This is a genomic window from Bradyrhizobium sp. IC4060, assembly GCF_020193715.1.
Lineage (GTDB): Bacteria > Pseudomonadota > Alphaproteobacteria > Rhizobiales > Xanthobacteraceae > Bradyrhizobium > Bradyrhizobium yuanmingense.
Window position 1 is genome coordinate 659,330 of sequence record NZ_JADYVJ010000001.1, and the last position, 19,342, is coordinate 678,671.

18 protein-coding genes are annotated in these 19,342 nt (G+C 64.5%); 4 read left to right on the top strand and 14 right to left on the bottom strand.

The genetic code is table 11. The annotated features are described in order from the left end of the window. Window positions 1-264 precede the first annotated feature (264 nt). Both I6F16_RS03260 and I6F16_RS03265 read right to left on the bottom strand, forming a co-directional pair. Complete coding sequence (locus I6F16_RS03260; protein WP_225112203.1) at window positions 265-1,824, bottom strand: carboxyl transferase domain-containing protein; 1,560 nt, start codon at window positions 1,822-1,824, stop codon at window positions 265-267. Beyond that, a complete protein-coding gene (locus tag I6F16_RS03265; protein WP_036034277.1) occupies window positions 1,754-2,728 on the bottom strand; it encodes a helix-turn-helix domain-containing protein in 975 nt (324 codons plus the stop codon). The genes I6F16_RS03260 and I6F16_RS03265 overlap by 71 nt, the downstream gene beginning before the upstream one ends. 95 nt (window positions 2,729-2,823) lie before the next feature. On the opposite strand from I6F16_RS03265, the gene I6F16_RS03270 reads away from it, so the two are divergent. The 4 genes from I6F16_RS03270 to glsA all read left to right on the top strand — a co-directional run bounded on the left by I6F16_RS03270 (window position 2,824) and on the right by glsA (window position 8,560). After that, on the top strand, window positions 2,824-3,045 hold the full coding sequence (locus tag I6F16_RS03270; protein ID WP_109144075.1) for a biotin/lipoyl-containing protein: 222 nt from the start codon (window positions 2,824-2,826) through the stop codon (window positions 3,043-3,045). Between the two features lie 167 nt (window positions 3,046-3,212). Then, entirely contained in the window at window positions 3,213-4,379 is a 1,167-nt protein-coding gene (locus tag I6F16_RS03275; protein WP_225112202.1) for a TAXI family TRAP transporter solute-binding subunit, read from the top strand. Window positions 4,380-4,615: 236 nt separating this feature from the next. Next, window positions 4,616-6,691 (top strand): TRAP transporter permease, encoded by a 2,076-nt coding sequence (locus tag I6F16_RS03280; protein ID WP_225112201.1) that lies wholly within the window; start codon window positions 4,616-4,618, stop codon window positions 6,689-6,691. Between the two features lie 21 nt (window positions 6,692-6,712). Further along, window positions 6,713-8,560: a glutaminase A gene (gene glsA / locus I6F16_RS03285; protein WP_225112200.1), complete on the top strand. Its 1,848-nt coding sequence runs from the start codon at window positions 6,713-6,715 to the stop codon at window positions 8,558-8,560. Window positions 8,561-8,691: 131 nt separating this feature from the next. Here glsA and I6F16_RS03290 read toward each other — a convergent pair whose 3' ends face one another. The 12 genes from I6F16_RS03290 to I6F16_RS03345 all read right to left on the bottom strand — a co-directional run bounded on the left by I6F16_RS03290 (window position 8,692) and on the right by I6F16_RS03345 (window position 19,339). Further along, window positions 8,692-8,994 (bottom strand): nucleoside triphosphate pyrophosphohydrolase family protein, encoded by a 303-nt coding sequence (locus tag I6F16_RS03290; RefSeq protein ID WP_036022497.1) that lies wholly within the window; start codon window positions 8,992-8,994, stop codon window positions 8,692-8,694. A gap of 28 nt (window positions 8,995-9,022) precedes the next feature. Then, window positions 9,023-9,550, bottom strand: coding sequence for a carboxymuconolactone decarboxylase family protein (locus tag I6F16_RS03295; protein WP_036001128.1), 528 nt, complete (start codon window positions 9,548-9,550; stop codon window positions 9,023-9,025). Between the two features lie 638 nt (window positions 9,551-10,188). After that, window positions 10,189-10,548, bottom strand: a complete 360-nt coding sequence (locus I6F16_RS03300; RefSeq protein WP_225112199.1) for an OB-fold domain-containing protein — start codon at window positions 10,546-10,548, stop codon at window positions 10,189-10,191. Continuing rightward, window positions 10,545-11,681, bottom strand: a complete 1,137-nt coding sequence (locus I6F16_RS03305; RefSeq protein ID WP_225112198.1) for a thiolase family protein — start codon at window positions 11,679-11,681, stop codon at window positions 10,545-10,547. The genes I6F16_RS03300 and I6F16_RS03305 overlap by 4 nt, the downstream gene beginning before the upstream one ends. A 157-nt stretch (window positions 11,682-11,838) precedes the next feature. After that, complete coding sequence (locus I6F16_RS03310) at window positions 11,839-13,038, bottom strand: CoA transferase (protein ID WP_225173443.1); 1,200 nt, start codon at window positions 13,036-13,038, stop codon at window positions 11,839-11,841. Between the two features lie 124 nt (window positions 13,039-13,162). Next, complete coding sequence (locus I6F16_RS03315; protein ID WP_036001140.1) at window positions 13,163-13,369, bottom strand: hypothetical protein; 207 nt, start codon at window positions 13,367-13,369, stop codon at window positions 13,163-13,165. 121 nt (window positions 13,370-13,490) lie between these two features. Then, complete coding sequence (locus tag I6F16_RS03320; RefSeq protein ID WP_027571779.1) at window positions 13,491-14,660, bottom strand: acetyl-CoA acetyltransferase; 1,170 nt, start codon at window positions 14,658-14,660, stop codon at window positions 13,491-13,493. A 60-nt stretch (window positions 14,661-14,720) separates the two neighbouring features. Next, a complete protein-coding gene (gene eda / locus I6F16_RS03325) occupies window positions 14,721-15,371 on the bottom strand; it encodes a bifunctional 4-hydroxy-2-oxoglutarate aldolase/2-dehydro-3-deoxy-phosphogluconate aldolase (protein WP_036022476.1) in 651 nt (216 codons plus the stop codon). 25 nt (window positions 15,372-15,396) lie between these two features. Further along, window positions 15,397-16,371, bottom strand: coding sequence for a sugar kinase (locus I6F16_RS03330; RefSeq protein ID WP_225112278.1), 975 nt, complete (start codon window positions 16,369-16,371; stop codon window positions 15,397-15,399). Window positions 16,372-16,395: 24 nt separating this feature from the next. Then, window positions 16,396-17,382: a D-erythronate dehydrogenase gene (denD, locus tag I6F16_RS03335; protein WP_225112196.1), complete on the bottom strand. Its 987-nt coding sequence runs from the start codon at window positions 17,380-17,382 to the stop codon at window positions 16,396-16,398. Between the two features lie 75 nt (window positions 17,383-17,457). Then, the gene (locus I6F16_RS03340) at window positions 17,458-18,393 is read right to left on the bottom strand and encodes a carbohydrate ABC transporter permease (RefSeq protein ID WP_036034295.1); all 936 of its coding nucleotides are present in this window, start codon (window positions 18,391-18,393) and stop codon (window positions 17,458-17,460) included. After that, window positions 18,386-19,339, bottom strand: coding sequence for a sugar ABC transporter permease (locus I6F16_RS03345; protein WP_085972022.1), 954 nt, complete (start codon window positions 19,337-19,339; stop codon window positions 18,386-18,388). The genes I6F16_RS03340 and I6F16_RS03345 overlap by 8 nt, the downstream gene beginning before the upstream one ends. Window positions 19,340-19,342: the final 3 nt, after the last annotated feature.

Sequence of the window (19,342 nt, forward strand, 5' to 3'; positions counted from 1 at the left end):
CCTCTTGTTCTTGTTGGCGGAGCTTAGCGCGTTATTGTTTTGCCGTGGAAGTGTCTTGGATTGTGTCGATGCCGCACCTCGTGTCCCGGACGCACTGCAACGCTTCAAGCGTTGCGGCGCTGAGCCGGGACCCAGGAAGCTCCAGATTCGCTGTGGCATGGGCCCCGGCTCTGCAGCGCACCGCTGAACTGGACGATGCTTCGCATCGCCAGGGCAGCGGCGCGCTGCGTCGGGGCACGAGCGTCATGACTTGGCACAAGGATGCTACGGCCTGATCGTCATATTCTCCGGCGGCCCCGGCTTTCGCAGCGGCTCCGCGAGCCGGGCAAACTCGCACAGGAGCGATCGCGTCTTCCTGGGATCGATGATCTCCTCGACCCAGAATTTTTCGGCCGAGCGGAACGGCGAGCGGAGCTTGTTGAGCCGCTCCTCGATCTCCTTCAGCTTCGCCGCCTTGTCTTCCGCCGCGTCGATGTCGGCGCGGTAGGCGGCTTCGATGCCGCCTTCGAGCGGCAGCGAGCCCCAATAGGCCGAGGGCCAGGCATAGCGGATCGAGAAGCGGTCGGCCGGCTGGTGCACGACACCGGCGACGCCGAACGCGTTGCGCAGGATCACGGTGCACCAGGGCACGGTAGTCTGGTTCACCGCCGCCATGGCACGCACGCCGTGGCGAATGGTGGCCGCCTTCTCCGCATCGAGGCCGATCATGAAGCCGGGGCAATCCATGAGATAGACGACCGGCAGGTGGAAGGTCTCGGCGAAGTCGACCCAGCGCACCACTTTCTGGCAGGCATCCGCGGTCCAGGATCCGCCATAGTGGAAGCTATCGCTGGCGAGCAGCAGAACCGCCCTGCCCTCGAGCCGCGCGAGGCCGACGATGATCGGCTTGCCGAAGTTTTTTGCGACCTCGAAGAACGAGCCCTTGTCGACGACGGACTCGATGATGGGCCGCATCTTGTAGACCTGCTTGCGGTTGCGCGGCACCGCGTTCATCAGCGCTTCGTCGCTGCGTTCAGGACTGTCCGTGCAGGGCAAGGTCGGCGGCAGCTCGTAGACCGATGACGGCAGGTAGGAGAGGAAGCGCCGCGCGCAGGCGAACGCCTCCTCCTCGGTGTCGACCGCATGATCCACCGCGCCGGCGCGGGTCTGGATGTCGGCGCCGCCGAGCTCCTCCTTGGTAAGGTCCCGCCCCAGCGCCTTCACCACCGGCGGACCCGCGACGAACATCGCGGACTTCCGCGTCATGATGGAATAGTGGCTGGCGGCAAGACGCGCGGCGCCCAGGCCCGCCACCGAGCCGAGGCCGAGCGCGACCACCGGCACGCGCGACAGATTCTCCGTCGTGAAGCGATACCAGCGCGTGCCGCCGATGCCGCCGGGCAGATTGGCCGCGCCCTTGGTCTCGATGGTCTTGACCGAGCCGCCGCCGCCGGAGCCTTCGATGATGCGGACGATGGGCAGCCGGAAATCGTGCGCCATCTCCTCCGCCATCAGCGGCTTGGCCGAGATCGACGCATCCGCCGAACCGCCGCGCACGGTGAAATCGTCGCCGACCACGACCAATGTGCGGCCGTCGACGCGCGCGCGGCCGAACACGCAATTGGCCGGCGTGAGCTTCTTCAGATCGCCGCTGGAATCGTACTCGCCGATGCCGGAGACGGCACCGATCTCGTGAAAGCTGCCTTTGTCGATCAGCTTGTCGATACGCTCCCGAACAGTCAGCCGGCCCTGGTCATGCTGTCGCTTGACCTTGTCAACGCCGCCCATCTCCCGCGCGAAGGCTTCGCGCCGGGCGAGCTCGTCGAGTTCCGGCTTCCAGTTCATTCACTCCCTCCGAATGGATCGGCTTGTTATTGTTGTGCACGGCCATGGCGACCGGCTTACGCGAGATACGGTTGTTGAAGGCGTCGCCTTCCGCGCCTTCCATCAGGCTGCCGAGCGAGCGGCCAAGCTGGAGCATCAGCGGTGCGACTTCGTCGTGCAGACGCTGCTCGTCATACATCGCCGACAGAAGACCGATCGTGATGACCACGAAGGTCTGGTACTGCGGCGACCAGATCGGCACCGCGAGACCGTTGATGTGCGGGCTCCAGAGGCCGCAGGCGACGACATAGCCGCGCTCGCGCAACATCTGCCGGTTGGCCTCGATGCGGGGCTTGAGAATCTTCGCAGCTTCGGGGGCTTCCCGCTCCATGTCCGCGACGAAGGCATCACCGACTTCCGGCGCGAGCGCCGCGGTGTAGGCCGCGCCCGCGGCGGTCGAGGCCATCGAGATGCGGCTGCCGGTGCCCTCGTGCAAGCCGAGCGCCGTCGCCGAACGCGCGAACTGGAGATAGACGAGATGGAAGCGGTCGGGGACGACGAACCCGACCGTGCCCGGCAGCTGCTCGGCGACTTCCTGCAGCCGCTGGCGAATCATGCTGCGCAGCTGCGCGCCCTTCATCATCGAAGCACTCATCGCCACCGCGCTGGGGCCGATGCGATACTTCTGGTCGCGCGGGAGATACACGAGCTGGCCCATGCGGGTCAGCGTATGCGTGAGCCGCGATACCGTCGAGCGCGGCAGACCGCAGCGATTTGAAATCTCGAGATTGCCGAGTCGCGCCTCGTGGCCCTCGAAGCATCGCAATACGTCGAACGCGCGCGACACCACCTGGATCACATCACCCTCACCGGCTTCGCCAGCGAGCGCACCTTGCCTGCTCAACCGCTCCGAACGTCGTCCCATGATCCCTACCGTTGTGTTCCGCTGTGCGGAATTAAATTCCACTTGCAGACGACGCTACCTCAGGCATTTTGCGACGACAACAAAAAGGCGATGGCATGCCAGAAATTAAGATCGTCACGGAGGTCGCGGGACGCATCTGCGCAACTCCCGTGCAAGTTGGAGGAACCGTCGCGGATGGCGATGACGTTGTGGTGGTCGAAGCGATGAAGATGGAGATCCCAGTGCCCTCGCCCGCAAACGGCACCATCACATCGCTTCTGGTAAAGGTCGATGACTTCGTTGCGGAGGGACAGGCGATAGCGATCGTCGCGAGCTGAGCGTCTTATCCGGTCTTTTCCGCGACAATGTGTCAGTCGCATTCCCACGCGCGCTGTATGGCGTTGCCATCGCTTGATCGCGGTGACATGATCGGTTTCAAACAAAACGTTGTTTCAAACAAAGAATGAAAATCTTCGCGGCAAAGCGAAGATCATTGGAGGGAAACATGCTTCGTGGGCTGCTCGTGCTCGCGCCTGCTCTGGTGGCGGGCATTTCTTTTGCGTCTACACGCTATTCGTTCGCCGAAGACATCAAGCTGCCGGCGACATTGACCTTCACCGCCTATGACACCGGCACCGCCGGATTCAACATCGCGGTCGGCGTCGGCAAGATGATGAAGGACAAGTACGGCACCGACGTGCGCGTGCTCCCCGCAGGCAACGACGTCGCGCGCCTCGCGCCTCTGCGCGCCAAGCGCGCGGTTTCCGCGGCGATGGGGTCGGGCACCTACTTCGCGCAGGAAGGCGTGTTCGAGTTCGGCTCGAAGGAATGGGGTCCGCAGCCGCTGCAGACCCTGCTCTCGACCGTCGACTGCAATTGCGCCTCGCTTGCGGTGGCCGCCGACACCGGCGTGAAGGAGCTGAAGGACCTCAAGGGCAAGCGCGTCGGCTTCGTGGTCGGCTCACCCGCGCTGAACCAGAACTCGCTCGCGGTGCTCGCCTTCGCCGGGCTGACGCAGAAGGACGTCAAGGCTGTCGAATTCGCCAGCTACGGCGCGATGTGGAAAGGGCTGATCAACAACGACGTCGATGCCGCCTTCGGCACCACCATCACCGGTCCCGCCAAGGAGGCCGAGGCTTCGCCGCGCGGGTTGATCTGGCCGCCGCTGCCCGCCAAGGACAAGGAAGGTTGGGCGCGGATGCAGAAGGTCGGCTCGTTCTTCTTCCCGCAGCTTGCGACTTGCGGTGCCGGCATCTCGCCGGAGAAGCCGATCGAGCTCGGCAATTATCCCTACCCGATCTTCGTCGCCTACGCCTCGCAACCGGCCGACCAGGTCTATGCGATCACCAAGGCGATGATCGTCAACTACGACGCTTATAAGGACTCCGCGCCCGGCGCCGGCGGACTCGCGGCCAACCGCCAGACCAAGAACTGGGTGGTGCCGGTGCATCCCGGCGCGGTGAAGGCGTTGAAAGAGGCCGGCCAATGGAGCGACGCTCAGGAGGCACACAACAACCAGCTGATCAAGCGGCAGGAGGTGCTGGCGGCCGCCTGGGCCGATTACGGCAAGTCCAATCCGCCGTCGGACGACAAGGCGTTCCTCGACGGCTGGACGAAGGCGCGTGCCGCCGCGCTAGCAAAAGCGGGCATGCCGAACGGGTTCGAGGAATAGAGTGAGATGTTGTTAGGCGTGATCGTTGCCTCGCGAGAAGTGCGCCCCCTCTCCCGCTTGCGGGAGAGGGTTGGGGAGAGGGTGCCTCCGCGGTGGGATTCCCCCAGAGGAGAAAGCCCTCACCCGGCGCTTCGCGCCGACCTCTCCCGCACGCGGGAGAGGTTGAGCGCGCGGCCAGAGCGGTTCAAACAACTGCCGTTTGCCTGATTGCGTTCACCAGCCCACGCGCGGGATCGATGATGTCCTCTTCCACTTCCACCGTCCCGCAAGACGAGCCCAAGCGCGTCGTGTTCGATGATCCCCATGGCGCCGCCGGCAACATGCAGGAAGCGGAAGTCACGCGCGTTCGCACGTTGCGCGGCGCGTGGCGCTGGACGCTGATCGTTGCGACCGCGGCGACGATCCTGCTCTGCATCAACCAGCAATTCTCGCTGCGCTTCTTCGTCGGATACACCCAGCTCAACACGGAATATTTCTATCTCCTGATCGCGTTGATGCTGCCGTTCACCTTCCTGATCTTTCCGGGCACCGAACGCGCGCCGCTCGACCGCATGCCCTGGTATGACCTCGTCCTGTTCGTCGTGACCTTCGCGGCGGCGATCATACTGATGGTTAACGTGCGCAAGGCGGCGGAGGCCGGCTGGGAATTCGGCGGCGCGCCCAACACGGTGATCGCCGCAGGCCTCGTGATGTGGGTGATGCTGATGGAAGCGTTGCGCCGCACCGGCGGCTGGAGCCTGCTCCTCAGCGTTCTGCCCTTCACTGTCTATCCCCTGTTCGCCGAAGCCCGCTGGCTCGGACCGTTCCGTGGCACGCAATCGACGCTCGAGCAGGCGACCGCCTATCACGTGCTCTCGGGCGAGAGCCTGCTGGGCATCCCCATCCAGGCCTTCGCCGACACCGTGATCGGCTTTTTGGTGTTCGGCACCGCGCTGATGATGACGGGCGCCGGAAAGTTCTTCATCAACCTGGCCTTCGCGCTGTGCGGCACCTTTCGCGGCGGCGCGGCAAAGGTCTGTATCTTTGCCAGCGGCCTGCTCGGCATGATGTCGGGTTCGATCATCTCTAACGTGCTCACCGCCGGCACCATGACCATCCCGGTGATGAAGAAGAGCGGCTTTCGCGCCTCCTATGCCGCCGCGATCGAGGCCTGCGCCTCGACCGGCGCCGTGCTGGCGCCGCCAGTAATGGGTGCGACCGCTTTCGTGATCGCCCAGTTCCTCAACGTCAGCTACGCCGATGTCGCCCTCGCCGCAATCATTCCGGCCGTGCTCTACTACGTCGGCCTCTTCATGCAGGTCGACGCTTACGCGGCGCGCCACAAGCTGAAAGGTATTCCCCGCGCCGAGCTGCCGCGGATCATGGATACGATCAAGGACGGCTGGTACTACGTCTTCGTCATCGCGCTTCTGATCGTGATGCTGCTCTACTTCAAGCGCGAGAGCCACGCGCCGTTCTACGCCACCGCGCTGCTTCTCGTGCTCAACCAGTTCTTCTCGAAGGACACGCGCTGGACATTTGCGACGATCGGCAAGTTCCTGGAGGTCAACGGCCGCACCTTCGTCGAGCTGGTCGGCATCCTCGCCGGCTGCGGCCTGCTGATCGGCGCGTTCTCGATGACGGGCGTGGTGTCGAGCCTTGCCAACGACCTCCTGCACATCGCCGGCGACAATGCCTTCCTGCTGCTCGGCATGTGCGCCCTCACCAGCCTCATTCTCGGCCTTGGGCTGACGACGACGGCCTGCTACATCTTCCTCGCCATCCTGGTCGCGCCTGCGCTGGAGAAGCTCGGGCTCAACCGCATGGCGGTGCACATGTTCATCTTCTATTGGGGCATGCTGTCGTCGATCACCCCGCCGGTCGCGATCGCTTCCTTCGCAGCTGCCGGCATCGCCGGATCGCCGGCCATGAAGACCGGCTGGGAATCGATGTGGGTCGGCAGCATCATCTATTTCCTGCCGTTCTTCTTCGTGCTCAATCCGGCGCTGGTGCTGCAGGGTTCGAGCCCATACCTCGCCGGGCTCGGCCTGATGGGCCTCGCCGCCTTCGGTACGCTGTTCATCTGCGGCGGCATCCAGGGCTACCAGCCTTTCGTCGGGGACTTGCGCGGCACAGGCAGCCTGGAATGGCCCATCCGTGTGCTGCTGGTGATCGGCGGCTTCGTGGTGGCGACCCCTGGCGGCGGCATCATGCCGCTGTCGCAGATGCAAGTGACGCTGCTCGGCCTTGGCATCCTGCTGCCGACGATCCTGATCGCGCTTCTCCTGGTCCGGCGCCCGCCTGTGATGCCGGACGGGTTGCGCGTGCTCTGATTGCGTTGCACAAGGGAGGCGATGAAACCGCTCTCGCCTCTCGCCACCGCCTGGACTCGCTCTAAGCCGCCCTTGCTGCGGTTTCTGGACAATTGCCTCAGCGAATTCTCCGCCGAAACGTCGGGCCATGTCGCCGATTACATTCCCGAGCTCGGCAAGGCGGACCCTGCCTATTTCGGCATCAGCCTGGCGACGCTTGACGGCCATGTCTATGAAGTCGGCGACTCCAGGGTGCCCTTCACCATCCAGTCGATGTCGAAACCCTTCGTGTTCGCGCTGGCGCTGGACCTGCTCGGCGCCGGCAAGGTCGAAGGCGCGATCGGCGTCGAACCCTCCGGCGATCCCTTCAACTCGATCCGGCTCAATTCCGAGAACCATCCGTTCAACCCGATGGTCAATGCCGGCGCGATCGCCTGCACCGGGTTGATCTACGACAGCAAGGGCGCGGAGGCTTTCGAGCAGATCCGCCTTGCGCTCAGCCGTTTTGCAGGCCGCGACCTTTCCGTCGACGACGCCGTCTATTCTTCCGAGAGCCAGACCGGCGACCGCAACCGCGCCATCGGCTATCTGCTCAAGACCAACGCGGTGATCTCGGACAACGTCGCCGGCGTGCTCGACGTCTATTTCCGGCAATGCGCCGTGCTGGTGACCGCGCGCGATATCGCGGTGATGGCGGCAACGCTCGCCAATCGCGGCATCAATCCGGTCACCGGCGAGCAGGTGCTGAGCGCCTACGCGATCTCGCGCACACTTTCGGTGATGACGTCGTCGGGCATGTACGACTATGCCGGCGAGTGGATCTACCGCATCGGCATCCCCGCCAAGAGCGGCGTCGGCGGCGGCATCCTGGCCGCGCTCCCTGCCCGCCTCGGCCTCGGCAGCTATTCGCCAAAGCTCGACAAGCACGGCAACAGCGTGCGCGGCATCAAGGTCTGCGAGGCGCTGTCCTCGCATTACGACCTGCACATGCTCAACCGCAGCGACGACGCACGCAACGCCGTCATCGCCGACTACGACATCGGCAAGAGCCCGTCGCGCCGCGTGCGCCGCCCGCAGGAGCGCGAGATCCTGGCGGCCCACGAGCAGGAGGTGCGCATCATCGAACTGGTCGGCACGCTGTCGCTGTCGGCGGTGGATTACGTCTCGCGCCGGCTCGCGGGACGACCGCGGCTGCAATTCGTGATCTTCGATCTCCACCGCGTGACCTCGACTACGCGGGCCGGCGCACGACTTGTGGCCGAAGCGTTCGAGGAATTGGCCGCGCTGAATGTCACGGTGGTCTTGTCGGGCGTCCGGCGCGCCTCCAAGGAATGGAATACGTTACGCGAATGGACCGCTGAGCTGAAGAACGTGCGCGATTTCTATCTGCTCGACACTGCGATCGAATGGGCCGAAGACCAGATCGTCTATCGCTACGGCGGCTCGATCGATTTTCACGAGACCACCGAGCTAGCCGAACAGCCGCTGCTGACCGGGCTGAGCGAGGAAGAGCTGACGGATCTCGCCTCGCTCTGCACCATCAGGACCTATCAATCCGGCGCCAAAATCCTCACGGCCGGCGACCCCGCCGATGCCCTGTACTTCCTGCGCAGCGGCGCTGTGCACGTCACCTTGCCCGATGGCGTCAGGCTGGCTACGCTCACCGCCGGCATGGCGTTCGGCGAGATGGCGCTGCTGGAACAAACCCGCTCCGCCGACGTGTTCGCCGACATGGCAGCGACGGCATGCGAGGTGCCGCTGAAGGATTTCGAGCGCTTCCGCAAGCAGCACCCCCGCGCCAGCGAATGCATCATGCGTAACCTGGCCCAGCTTCTGGCCGACCGCCTGATCGTCGCCAACGCCAAGGTGGATATTCTGACCTCGACGTGAGCGGTTCATGCGCAACAGATCGTCATGCCCGGGCTTGTCCCGGGCATCCACGTTCTTCGTGCTGCGCGGCAAGTCGTGGATGGCCGGGACAAGCCCGGCCATGACGCCGGAGCTCCCAGCTTTCACTTGCTCTACCGGCTCGCCGCTTCGCTGATGCGTCGCCTGATCTTGGCGGCACTGGCGTTGAGCAGCGCGGACGGCTGCTGGCCGGTGGCGGCGCACAGGCAGGCCCAGTAGTAGACGACATCGCCAAGCTCTTCGACTAGACCGGCCTTGTCGAGCCAGTCGTCGCGCAGGAGCTTCTTGATGTGCTCGGCGACCTCGCCCGCCTCAGCGGCAAGGCCCAGCCCGAGATAAGACAACCGCTCGTTCGACGGATGCTCGTCGACTTTGGCAATGGTTGCGGCCCAGGCCGCATATTCATCGATTGTCATGAGCATCCCTCGCAAGCCGAGCTTTGGATCAGCCGACCACTTCGGTGACGGGCTGAAGATCGATCTCGAATGTTTCCAGGAACTTCGACGTCATGATGTAGAAGCCGACCGAGAGCTGGAGCTCGACCAGCGCGGCCGGTGTCAGCTTCGATGCGATCGCCTTGAAGGTCGCATCCGTCGGCTTCGTCAGCTTCACGATCTCGTCGGTGAAGGCGAGCGCGGCGCGCTGCACCTCGTTGAAGCAGGATGCGGCCTGCCAGTTCTCGAGCGCCTCGTTCTGCTCGTCGGTGACGCCGACATTCTTGCCGATGCGCTTGTGCGCGACGATCTCATAGGGTGCCTCGCACAGGATGCCGGTACGGGTGATCGCAAGCTCGCGCACGATGGGGTCGAGCTCGCCCTTGTGCCTGATTGCGCCCCCGAGGCGGCAATATTGCTCAAAGTAACTCGGCGAATGCGCCATCATCCGGAAGATGTTGGCATGGCGGTTCTTGTCGAGGATTTCGCGGGTGCGGTCGGATGCCTTGGACGGGTCGCTGTACTGAATGCGGGCCATGATTTTCCTAAAGTTTCCCTGATCTTTTGATGCTTTTTGTCGCCATTGGCGAAGGTTCCCGAAGACTCTATTCGCGTGGGGACGCACGAGCAACATCATCGAGTCAAATTGCCGCCGCATTGCTGATCGACCCTGACACAGTCGATATTCGCCGCGGGGGACAAATCGCGGCGGATACTCGCAAGGGGTGTTCCGAGTAAAAACAATTGGCCGTCGTAAGCGCTCACCGCGCAACGATGAGTCACGCCCAAGTCTAGGGAGAAAACGGCATGAAGGAAGCCACCAAGGGGGCAGCCTCGGGAGCGCTCGCGCATATGCTGGCGGTGACGGCGATGCTCGTCATCGCCAGCATCTTGTTCTACGGGCGTTAGAGTATTTCGATTGCGCATGATCTTTTCGGAAAACCGCTTCACACTTTTCCGGATCAGGCGCTCAGCGTTTTCGTCATTCCGGGGTGGCTCTCGCACAAGCCAAGCCCAGAATTCCCGTTCCAGGCTCGGTCGCATGACCGCCCCCGAATGACGGATCCCTCGGTTGGCGTGTAGCCCGGATGAAGCGCAGCGCAATCCGGGAAGTCTGTCCGCGAGGTGCGAATCCCGGATTTCGCTGCGCTCCATCCGGGCTACATTCGCGTTTCCCTATTTGGTTTTGGCAAAGAACGGCACCAGCTTGCCGGCGAACGGCTTGAAGCTCGCGATGACCGAATCGCCGATGGCGAGGTCATTCTCGCCGTGGGCCATCATGCGAAAACCCTCGGCGCAATCGACCAGCAGGATGTTGTAGGGCACGTGGGCGCGCGTCTCGGGCGTTGCCGCGCGGCAGACCAACGAGGTCGCATACACCCTGCCCTTGCCACTGGCGCGCTGCTCGCGCGGGTCCAATTCGCCACAAGCTGCGCAGAAGGCCCGATGAAAATACTGTACATGCCCGCATGCGGTGCAGGCCTGGTAGGTGATGGCCTCTTCACCCTTGGTCCAGTCCGCCAGACGCTCACTCATCGCACCCGCTCCAGGAACATGCTGACGTGAGACGACAGCACGCCGCCATCGCCATGCAGCAGTACAATCGAGGCGTCGCGGACCTGGCGGCTAGCTGCCCGCCCCGTCATCTGCAAATGCGCCTCGACGAGATGCGCCATGGCGCCGGCGACGCCGCAATGGCCGTAGCTGAGCAGGCCGCCATGGGTGTTCAGCGGCATCGCGCCGTCACGGCTGAAATGGCCGGCGCGCACGCGCGCGGCCGCCTCGCCGCGGCCGGCGAGACCGAGGTCTTCCAGCAGCATCGCGAGCGTGATCGTAAAGCTGTCGTAGATCGCGGCGTAGCGCACGTCGGAGATCGCGAGACCCGTGGCCGCCTTTGCACGCGCGATGGAGATCTCGGCGCCAAGCTCGCTGAGGGCGGGCGCTGCCGTGACATGCTGATGCGTGTGGGCCTGGGCGCAGCCGCGGATACGCACGCCCGCTTCCCCGGTTCGCTCGCGGCTGACGACGAACGCCGCGCCGCCGTCGGAGACCGGGCAGCAATCGAGCAGCTTGAGCGGCAGCGCCACTGGCTTGGAGGCCATGACGTCGGCGACATTGATGGGATCGTGGAATTGCGCGCCGGGATGGGTGCAGGCGTGGGCACGCATCAGCACCGCGAATTCGGCGAGATCCTCTTCGGTCACGCCGTATTCGTGCATGTATCGGTTGGCAACGAGGCCGTAATAAGCGGGAATGGTCGGTCCTAACGGCACCTCGTAGTCGGGATGGCCGACCTGCGCCAGCGCCTGGATCGAGGCATCGCGGCTCTGCCCGGTGAGCCGGTTCTCGCCAGCGACCACCAGAACGTTCCGGCAGACACCTGACGCGACGAGATGATGTGCAAGCATCGTCATCGCAAGACCCGTGGCGCCGCCGACCTGGACGGCATGGGCGTAAGACGGGCGGATACCAAAATGCTCGGCGAAGACGGTGGCGAGCATGATGTGCGGGGAGACCGTGGAATAGCCGCAGAGGATGCCGTCGATGTCGGTGCGCTTGAGGCCGGCATCGTCGAGCGCGGCTTGCGCGGCCTCGCTCATCAGGTCGAGCGAGGAGGAGCCCTCGTGCTTGCCGAACGACGTGAGGCCGACGCCGGTGATGAAGCTCATGGTGCCATTTCTCCACCGTCATTCCGGGGCGCGACGAAGTCGCGAGCCTGGAATCCATCGAACGGCATGTGCGGAGGATGAATGGATTCCGGGCTCGCGCCCAAGTGGGCGCGCCCCGGAATGACGGATGAGAGAAGCGTGGTCATCTCCACTCCCCCTACTCCAGTGCGTCACGCGTGACGCCGTCGCGCACCATGGCTGCGATCTCGTCAGCGGAATAGCCGATCTCGCGCAAGATCTCGGCGCCGTGCTCGTTGAGCCGCGGCGCCAGGCGTACCGGCTCGGCTTCGGTCTCGGACCAGGTCGCCGTCACTTTCATGCTGCGGATCGGACCTTCGGTCGGATGGGTCACCACTGGGAAAAAGCCGGTCGCCTCCAGATGCTCATCGTGCAGGATCGAGGCGAGATCGTGCATCGGCATGACAGGCACGTCGGCTTTCGTCAGCAGGTCGATCCATTCCGCCGTGGTCCGCGTCTCGAAGATGCGGGCGAGCTCGGCATACACCACATTGATATTGGCGGCCCGGCCGGCGAAGGTTGCAAATTTGGGATCGGCGCGCAGGTCGTCGCGCCCCGTGGCCTTGAAGAAGTTCTCCCACTGCTTGTCGTTGTAGACGATGACGCTGAGATAGCCGTCCGAGGTCTTGTAGGGCCTGCGGTCGCGCGAGAGATGGCGGGCATAGCCGCCCTTGTCGAGCGGCGGCTCGAACGTGAGCCCGCCCATGTGGTCGCCCATGACGAAGCCGGCCATGGTCTCGAACATCGGAATGTCCAGACGCTGGCCGCGGCCGGTGCGGTCGCGGTGCACGAGGCTGGCGCAGATCGCGCCGACCGCGGTGAGGCCGACGATCCGGTCGACGAGCGCGTTCGGCACGTAGCGCGGCACGCCGTCGCCGGTCTGCGCCATCAGCGCCGGCAGCGCCGTGGCGCCCTGGATCAGGTCGTCGTAAGCGGGTTTTGCGGCATAGGGCCCGTCCTGGCCGAAGCCGAACACGCCGGCATAGACCAGGCGCGGGTTGATGGCGGAGACGACGTCGTAGCCGAGCTGAAGCCGCGCCATCGCCTGCGGGCGGACGTTGTAGACCAGGACGTCGGCGTCCTTCAAAAGCCGCAGCACGGCTTCGCGCCCCGCAGCCTTCTTCAGATCGAGACAGATCGAGCGCTTGCTGCGGTTGGTGTTGAGAAACACCGGCCCCATGCCGGCGTGACGCATCGGGCCGATCAGGCGGGTGACGTCGCCGTCCAGCGATTCCACCTTGACGACGTCGGCACCGTAATCGCCGAGCATTTGGGTCGCATAAGGGCCCATCAGCACGGTGGTCATGTCGACGACCTTGATGCCTTTCAGCGGCCCCATCGTTCGCTCCCGATTGCGCCGAGCCCAACTGCCCACGCGATTTCGGTCCAGCTAACGGCAGTGCCGCCGCTCGCGCAAGGGCGGGCGGCGTATGGCGGCATGCGCCGCGGGGCGAGGTCGGCCGCTATTTCTTCTGACGGGATTCCCGGATCTTCAGGAGCCGGTCGAGTTCGTCATTCTGCTGATTGATCCGGTCGGCGATGCGCGACTCGTTCTGCTCGCCGGAGGCGGCAGCGGCCTGCTCGATGAGCTGGCGGATATTGTCCTCGAGGATCGCGATACGATCGTTGAGTGCGTCCATCGACAGTGAATCTTCATAGTTAGTGCTCATGATGCATTTCCCGCAAAATCAATCAGAGCATTAAGGGGGCCGCGCGAGCCCACCATGATCTAACGCAAAGAAATAAGGCGGGCATGGCGTATGGCGCCTTTGCCCACCCTACAGGATCAAACTACTTCAGCGGCTCCAGGACGGAGACGTAGTTGGCGACGGCCGCGCCACCCATGTTGAAGATGCCGCCGAGCTTGGCGTTCTTGAGCTGCATGCCCTCGGGCGCCTGGCCCGCGAGCTGCATCGCGGTCATCACATGCATGGAGACGCCGGTGGCGCCGATCGGATGGCCCTTGGCCTTGAGGCCGCCGGACGGATTGACCGGCAGCTTGCCGTCCTTGAGCGTCCAGCCTTCTTTGATGGCGCGGGCGCCCTGCCCCTTCGGCGTCAGACCCATCGCTTCGTACTCGATCAGCTCGGCGACGGTGAAGCAGTCATGGGTCTCGACGAAGGAGAGATCGGACAGCGTGACACCGGCCTTCTCCAGCGCCCGCTGCCAGGCGACCGTGCAGCCCTCGAACTGCAGGATGTCGCGCTTACTCATCGGCAGGAAGTCCTGGGCGTGCGCAGTGGCGCGGAAGCCGATCGACTTGGTCATGCCCTTGGCCGTCTCGGCATCGGCCAGCACCAGCGCAGCGGCGCCGTCGGAGACCAGCGAGCAGTCCGTCCGCTTCAGCGGGCCGGCGACATAGGGGTTCTTCTCGCTCTCGGCGCGGCAGAAGTCGAAGCCGAAGTCCTTGCGCATCTGGGCGAAGGGATTGGCGACGCCGTTCTTGTGGTTCTTGGCCGCGATCAGCGCCAGCGCATCGGACTGGTCGCCGTATTTCTGGAAGTAGGAGCTGGCGATCTTGCCGAACACGCCGGCGAAACCGCCGACCGTGTCGCCGTCCTCAGGGAGGTAGGAAGCCTTGAGCAGGTTCTTGCCGATCTCGGCGCTCGGCGTGCGTGTCATCTGCTCGACGCCGACGACCAGCACAATCTTGGCCGCCCCTGCGGCAATCGCGCGCAGGCCCTGATGCACGGCGGCAGATCCCGTGGCGCAGGCGTTCTCGACACGGGTCGCCGGCTTGAAGCGCAGCTTGGGATCGGCTTGCAGTACCAGCGACGCCGTGAAATCCTGCGGCGAGAAGCCGGCGTTGAAATGCCCGAGCACGATCTCGTCGACATCACCGGCCGAAATGCCGGCATCCGCCAGCGCCTCATTGGCGACGCGGGTAACGAGGCTTTCGACAGTTTCGGTGTCGAACTTGCCGAACGGCGTATGCGCCCATCCGACGATGCTGGCGGTCATGGTCATTTCTCCCTGGAGGCCTCTTCCTGAGCTAAGTCTTAGCCCAGGGATCGCAAGACTTCACGCGGCTTTCAGCGCCTTGAGGGTCCGCTCGCAGATGGCAGTTATGCCGGCCCAGTTCCCGGCCCGGATTTCCGCCGTCGGGCACAGCCAGGACCCGCCAACCGCAACGACATTGGGTTCAGCCAGCCAGGTCGCGGCATTGGCCTCGCCCACCCCGCCGGTCGGGCAGAACCGCACGTTCGGGAACGGCCCGCCGAGGGCGCGCAGGCCCTTGATGCCGCCGGCCTGCTCCGCCGGGAAGAACTTTGCGACGTCGAAACCGTAGGACAGCGCCATCATCAGTTCCGAGGCCGTGGCAATCCCCGGCGCGAACGGCAAGGAGCTGTCGGTCGCGGCCTTGAGCAGATCGGGGGTCAGGCCCGGGCTGATGCCGAACGCGACGCCGAGCTTCTCGACGCGGCTGAAGTCGGACGGGTTGAGAATGGTCCCGATGCCGACGACCGCCTCGGGGACCTCGGTCATCATCGCGCGCGCCGCCTCGATCGCAACGGGGGTGCGCAAGGTCACCTCCAGCGTGCGGACCCCGCCGGCAACCAGCGCGCGCGCCAGCGGCACCGCATCCTGGATGCGCTCGATGGTGAGGACGGGAATGACGGTCGCAGCCTTGAACAGCGCGACGAGGTGGTTCTGTTGGGCAGCCGTGGTCATGGGTCTCGATTCATTTGGTCGCTGTCTAATTGTTGGCCTGGCGGGACGCCGCCGGCCGGTGCCGCTTCTTCGGCGGCATGGCATAGCCCGGAATGATGGCGCCGGGATAGCAGATCACGAGGCTGGCGAGCCGATGTCCTGATAGGGCCGCCTCGGCCGGCTCGGCGCCGGCAAGTCGGGCCGCGATATAGGCCGCGGCGAAGCTGTCGCCGGCGGCGGTGGTATCGACCACGGGCTTGGTCATGGGCTCGGCGCGGACCTCGCTGGCGCCGCCGGGGTAGCGCAACAGGCTCACCGGCTCGGGCAGACGGAACACCAGTTCCGGGGTTGGGATGCGCGCCATCAGCTGGTCGTGACTTTCGCCGGGATGGAGCGCGAGCAGATCCTCGGTCGAGGTCAGCACGATGTCGGCGACCGCGAAGGCGGTCGCAAACACCTCCCGCGCGATATCGCGGTCCGGCCAGCCGCGCGCGCGGAAATTGGTGTCGAACACGAAGCGAGTGCCGAGCAGGCGCGCGCGCTTGATGGCGCCGAACAGGCGCTCGCGCCCGGCCGCGTCGTAGATCGAGAGCGTGATCGCAGAGAGATAGACGACGTCGTAGCTCATCAGCGAGTTGAGCAGCTCGTCCGTCTCCGGCAGGCTCATCAGCTGGCGCGCGGCCGCACTGTCGCGCCAATGGAAGAACTGGCGCTCGCCCTGCGCATCCGTCTGGATCATGTAGAGGCCGGGCAGCTTGCCCGCGAGCCGCACGACACGCCGCGTGCCGACGCCTTCCGCATTCCAGGCAGCGACCATCTCGTCGCTCAGGGCGTCATCGCCGAGCGCGGTGAGATAATCGACCTTGACGTCCAGCCGCGCCAGATACACCGCCGTGTTGAGGGTGTCGCCGCCGAAGCCGCGTGAGTACAGGCCACCGCCCTGCCCCTGCCCGGCGGACGCGCCGCCTTGGGCCTGCCGCAGCTCGACCATGCATTCGCCGATGCAAGCAACGCTCGCCATCATCAGGGCCCGCTCAGTCCGAGCTCAGGCGACGAAATTGCCGCCGAGCTCGTCTTCGATGTGAATGCGGATGATATCGTCGAACGTCTTCTCGGCGGTGGTGAAGCCGAGTTCGCGCGACCGCCTGGCATCGAAATTGCGCGGCCAGCCGCCGACGATGCCGACGATGAAGGGATCGGGCTCGCGCTTGATGCGCGCGGCGACCTTCTCGCCCGCAACCCGCTTCAAGGCGGCGATCTGCTCGCCGACCGTGGCCGACAGGCCCGGCATGGTCAGGTTGCGGCGCGGGCCGACAGTGGCGAGATCCATGGTGCCGGCGTGAAGCAGGAAGCCGACGGCCGAGCGAGGCGTCGCGTGCCAGTGGCGGACGTCCTCGGAGACCGGAAGGATCGCTTCCTTGCCGGCGAGCGGTTCGCGCAGAATGTTGGAGAAGAAGCCCGATGCCGCCTTGTTGGGCAGGCCGGGCCGGATGCAGATGGTCGGCAGGCGGATTCCGATGCCGTCGAGGAAGCCGCGACGGGAATAGTCGGCGAGCAGGAGTTCGCCCATCGCCTTCTGCGTGCCGTAGCTGAGCAGCGGGGTATGGAAGAACTCGTCGCCGATCGCATCGGGAAACGGCGCGCCGAACACTGCGATCGAGGACGTGAACACCACGCGCGGCTTGTAGCCGCCGCCCGCAAGGCGGATGGCATCGAGCAGCATCCGCGTGCCGTCAAGATTGATGCGATAGCCCTTGTCGAAATCGAGCTCGGCCTCGCCGGACACGATCGCGGCGAGATGGAAGATCACGTCAGGGCGGCCCGCGATCAGCTTCTCAGCCGCGCCCGGGACGGCGAAATCGCCCGACACGGTCTCGACCGGGAAGCCGGCCTTCTCCGGCTTCTTGGGCTCGACCACGTCGTGCATGGTCAATTTCGTGATGTCGCTCTTGCCGAGCCGGCCGTCGCGCAGCAGCCGTTCACAAAGTTTGCGGCCGACCATGCCGGCGGCGCCGAGAACCAGAATGTGCAAGAGCTCAACTCCTTCTTATTGGCCGGAGCGCGCCGCTCTTGAAACGCATTGGCGCGCCCTCGGCAAGCCCCGCGATCACTCCTTCACGGCGCCGGTCATGGCCGACACATAATGCTCCACGAAGAAGGCGTAAAGGATCACGAGCGGCAGCGAGCCGGCCAGCGCGCCCGCCATCAGTGAGCCCCAGCGGTAGATGTCGCCGTCCACGAACTCGTTGACGATCGCAACCGGCACCGTCTTGTTGCTGGTCGATTGCAGGAACGTCAGGGCGTAGATGAACTCGTTCCAGCACAGCGTGAAGCAGAAGATGAAGGCCGAGATCAGGCCGGGAATGGCTAGCGGCACGACGATCTTGACCAGGATCTGCCAGCGGCTCGCCCCGTCGATCAGCGCGCATTCCTCGAGCTCGAAGGGGATGGTCTTGAAATAGCCCATCAACAGCCAGGTCGAGAACGGGATCAGGATGGTCGGATAGGTCAGGATCAGCGCCAGCGGCGAATCGAACAGGCCGTACTGATACACGACCGTGGCGAGCGGAATGAACAGGATCGACGGCGGCACCAGATAGGCGAGGAAGATCAGCCCGCCGACGAGATTGGCGCCCTTGTAACGCAAGCGCACGATGGCGTAGGCGGCGAACACCGAGGCGATGATCGAGAGCACCGTGGCGCAGATCGCCACATACATCGTGTTCCAGAGCCAGTACGGATAGTAGCTCTCGAACAGCAGCTTGTGGAAGTGCTTGAAGGTCGGATTCCAGGTCCAGAACGGATTGTACTTGTCGAGGTCGAGCAGCTGCTCGTCGGGTTTCACCGAGGTCAGCGCCATCCAGTAGAATGGGAACAGCAGGACGACGACGATGATCGCGAGCGGCAGGTACAGCGTCACCAGCCTGCGCGGCACCGACTGCAGATAGCTCATGCCCTCGCTGTGATCATCCTTCGCGACTGTCGGAGCCGAGCTATGCAGGACGGCCTTGAGATCGATCCGCGAGGTGGGGAGATCAGTCATTGTTTTCTCCCTGCTGCCACTTGCGACGCTGCAGGCCGAACCAGGACACCATGATGGCGGCGAGCAGGAACGGGATCATCGCACTGGAGATCGCGGCGCCCTCGCCGAGCTGCCCGGCGATGATCGCACGCTGATAGGACAGGGTCGCCATCAGATGAGTGGCGTTGACCGGGCCGCCACGCGTCATCGCCCAGATCAGCTGGAAGTCCGTGAAGGTGAACAGCACCGAGAAGGTCATCACGACGGCGATGATCGGCGTCAAGAGCGGATAGGTGATGTAGCGGAAATTCTGCCAGCGCGTGGCGCCGTCGAGCGTCGCGGCTTCATAGAGCGACGGCGAGACGGTCTGGAGGCCTGCGAGCAGCGTGATCGCGACGAACGGCACGCCGCGCCAGATATTGGCGAAGATCACGCAAATGCGTGCCCAGGTCGTGTCGCCGAGGAAGTTGATGTTCTGGTTGATCAGGCCGAGCTGCTTCAGCGACCAGGAGATGATCGAGAATTGCGAGTCGAAGATCCACCAGAAGGCGAGCGCGGAGAGCACCGTCGGAACGATGAAGGGGATGAGCACCATCGCGCGCAGCATCGCCTTGAACGGCATGTGCTCGTTGAGCAGCAGCGCGAGGTAAAGGCCGATGCCGAATTTGAAGGCGCTGGCGACGAAGGTGTAGAGCAGCGTGTTGAACACCGACAGCCAGAAGATGGAATCGTCCCACAGCCATTCGTAGTTCTCGAAGGCGATGAACTGTCCGACCCTGCCGATGCGCGTGTCCGTGAAGGACAGCCAGATGCCCAGCCCCAGCGGATAGGCCAGGAAGAAGATCAGGAACACCATGGCCGGCACCATGAACCAGAAGCCGAGCCAATTGCGATTGTGTTTAAGCTGGGCCCAGGCGCCAGCCTCGGTCATCTGAGGCTTGGCCCGGGGAATTGCGACATCAGCCATGCC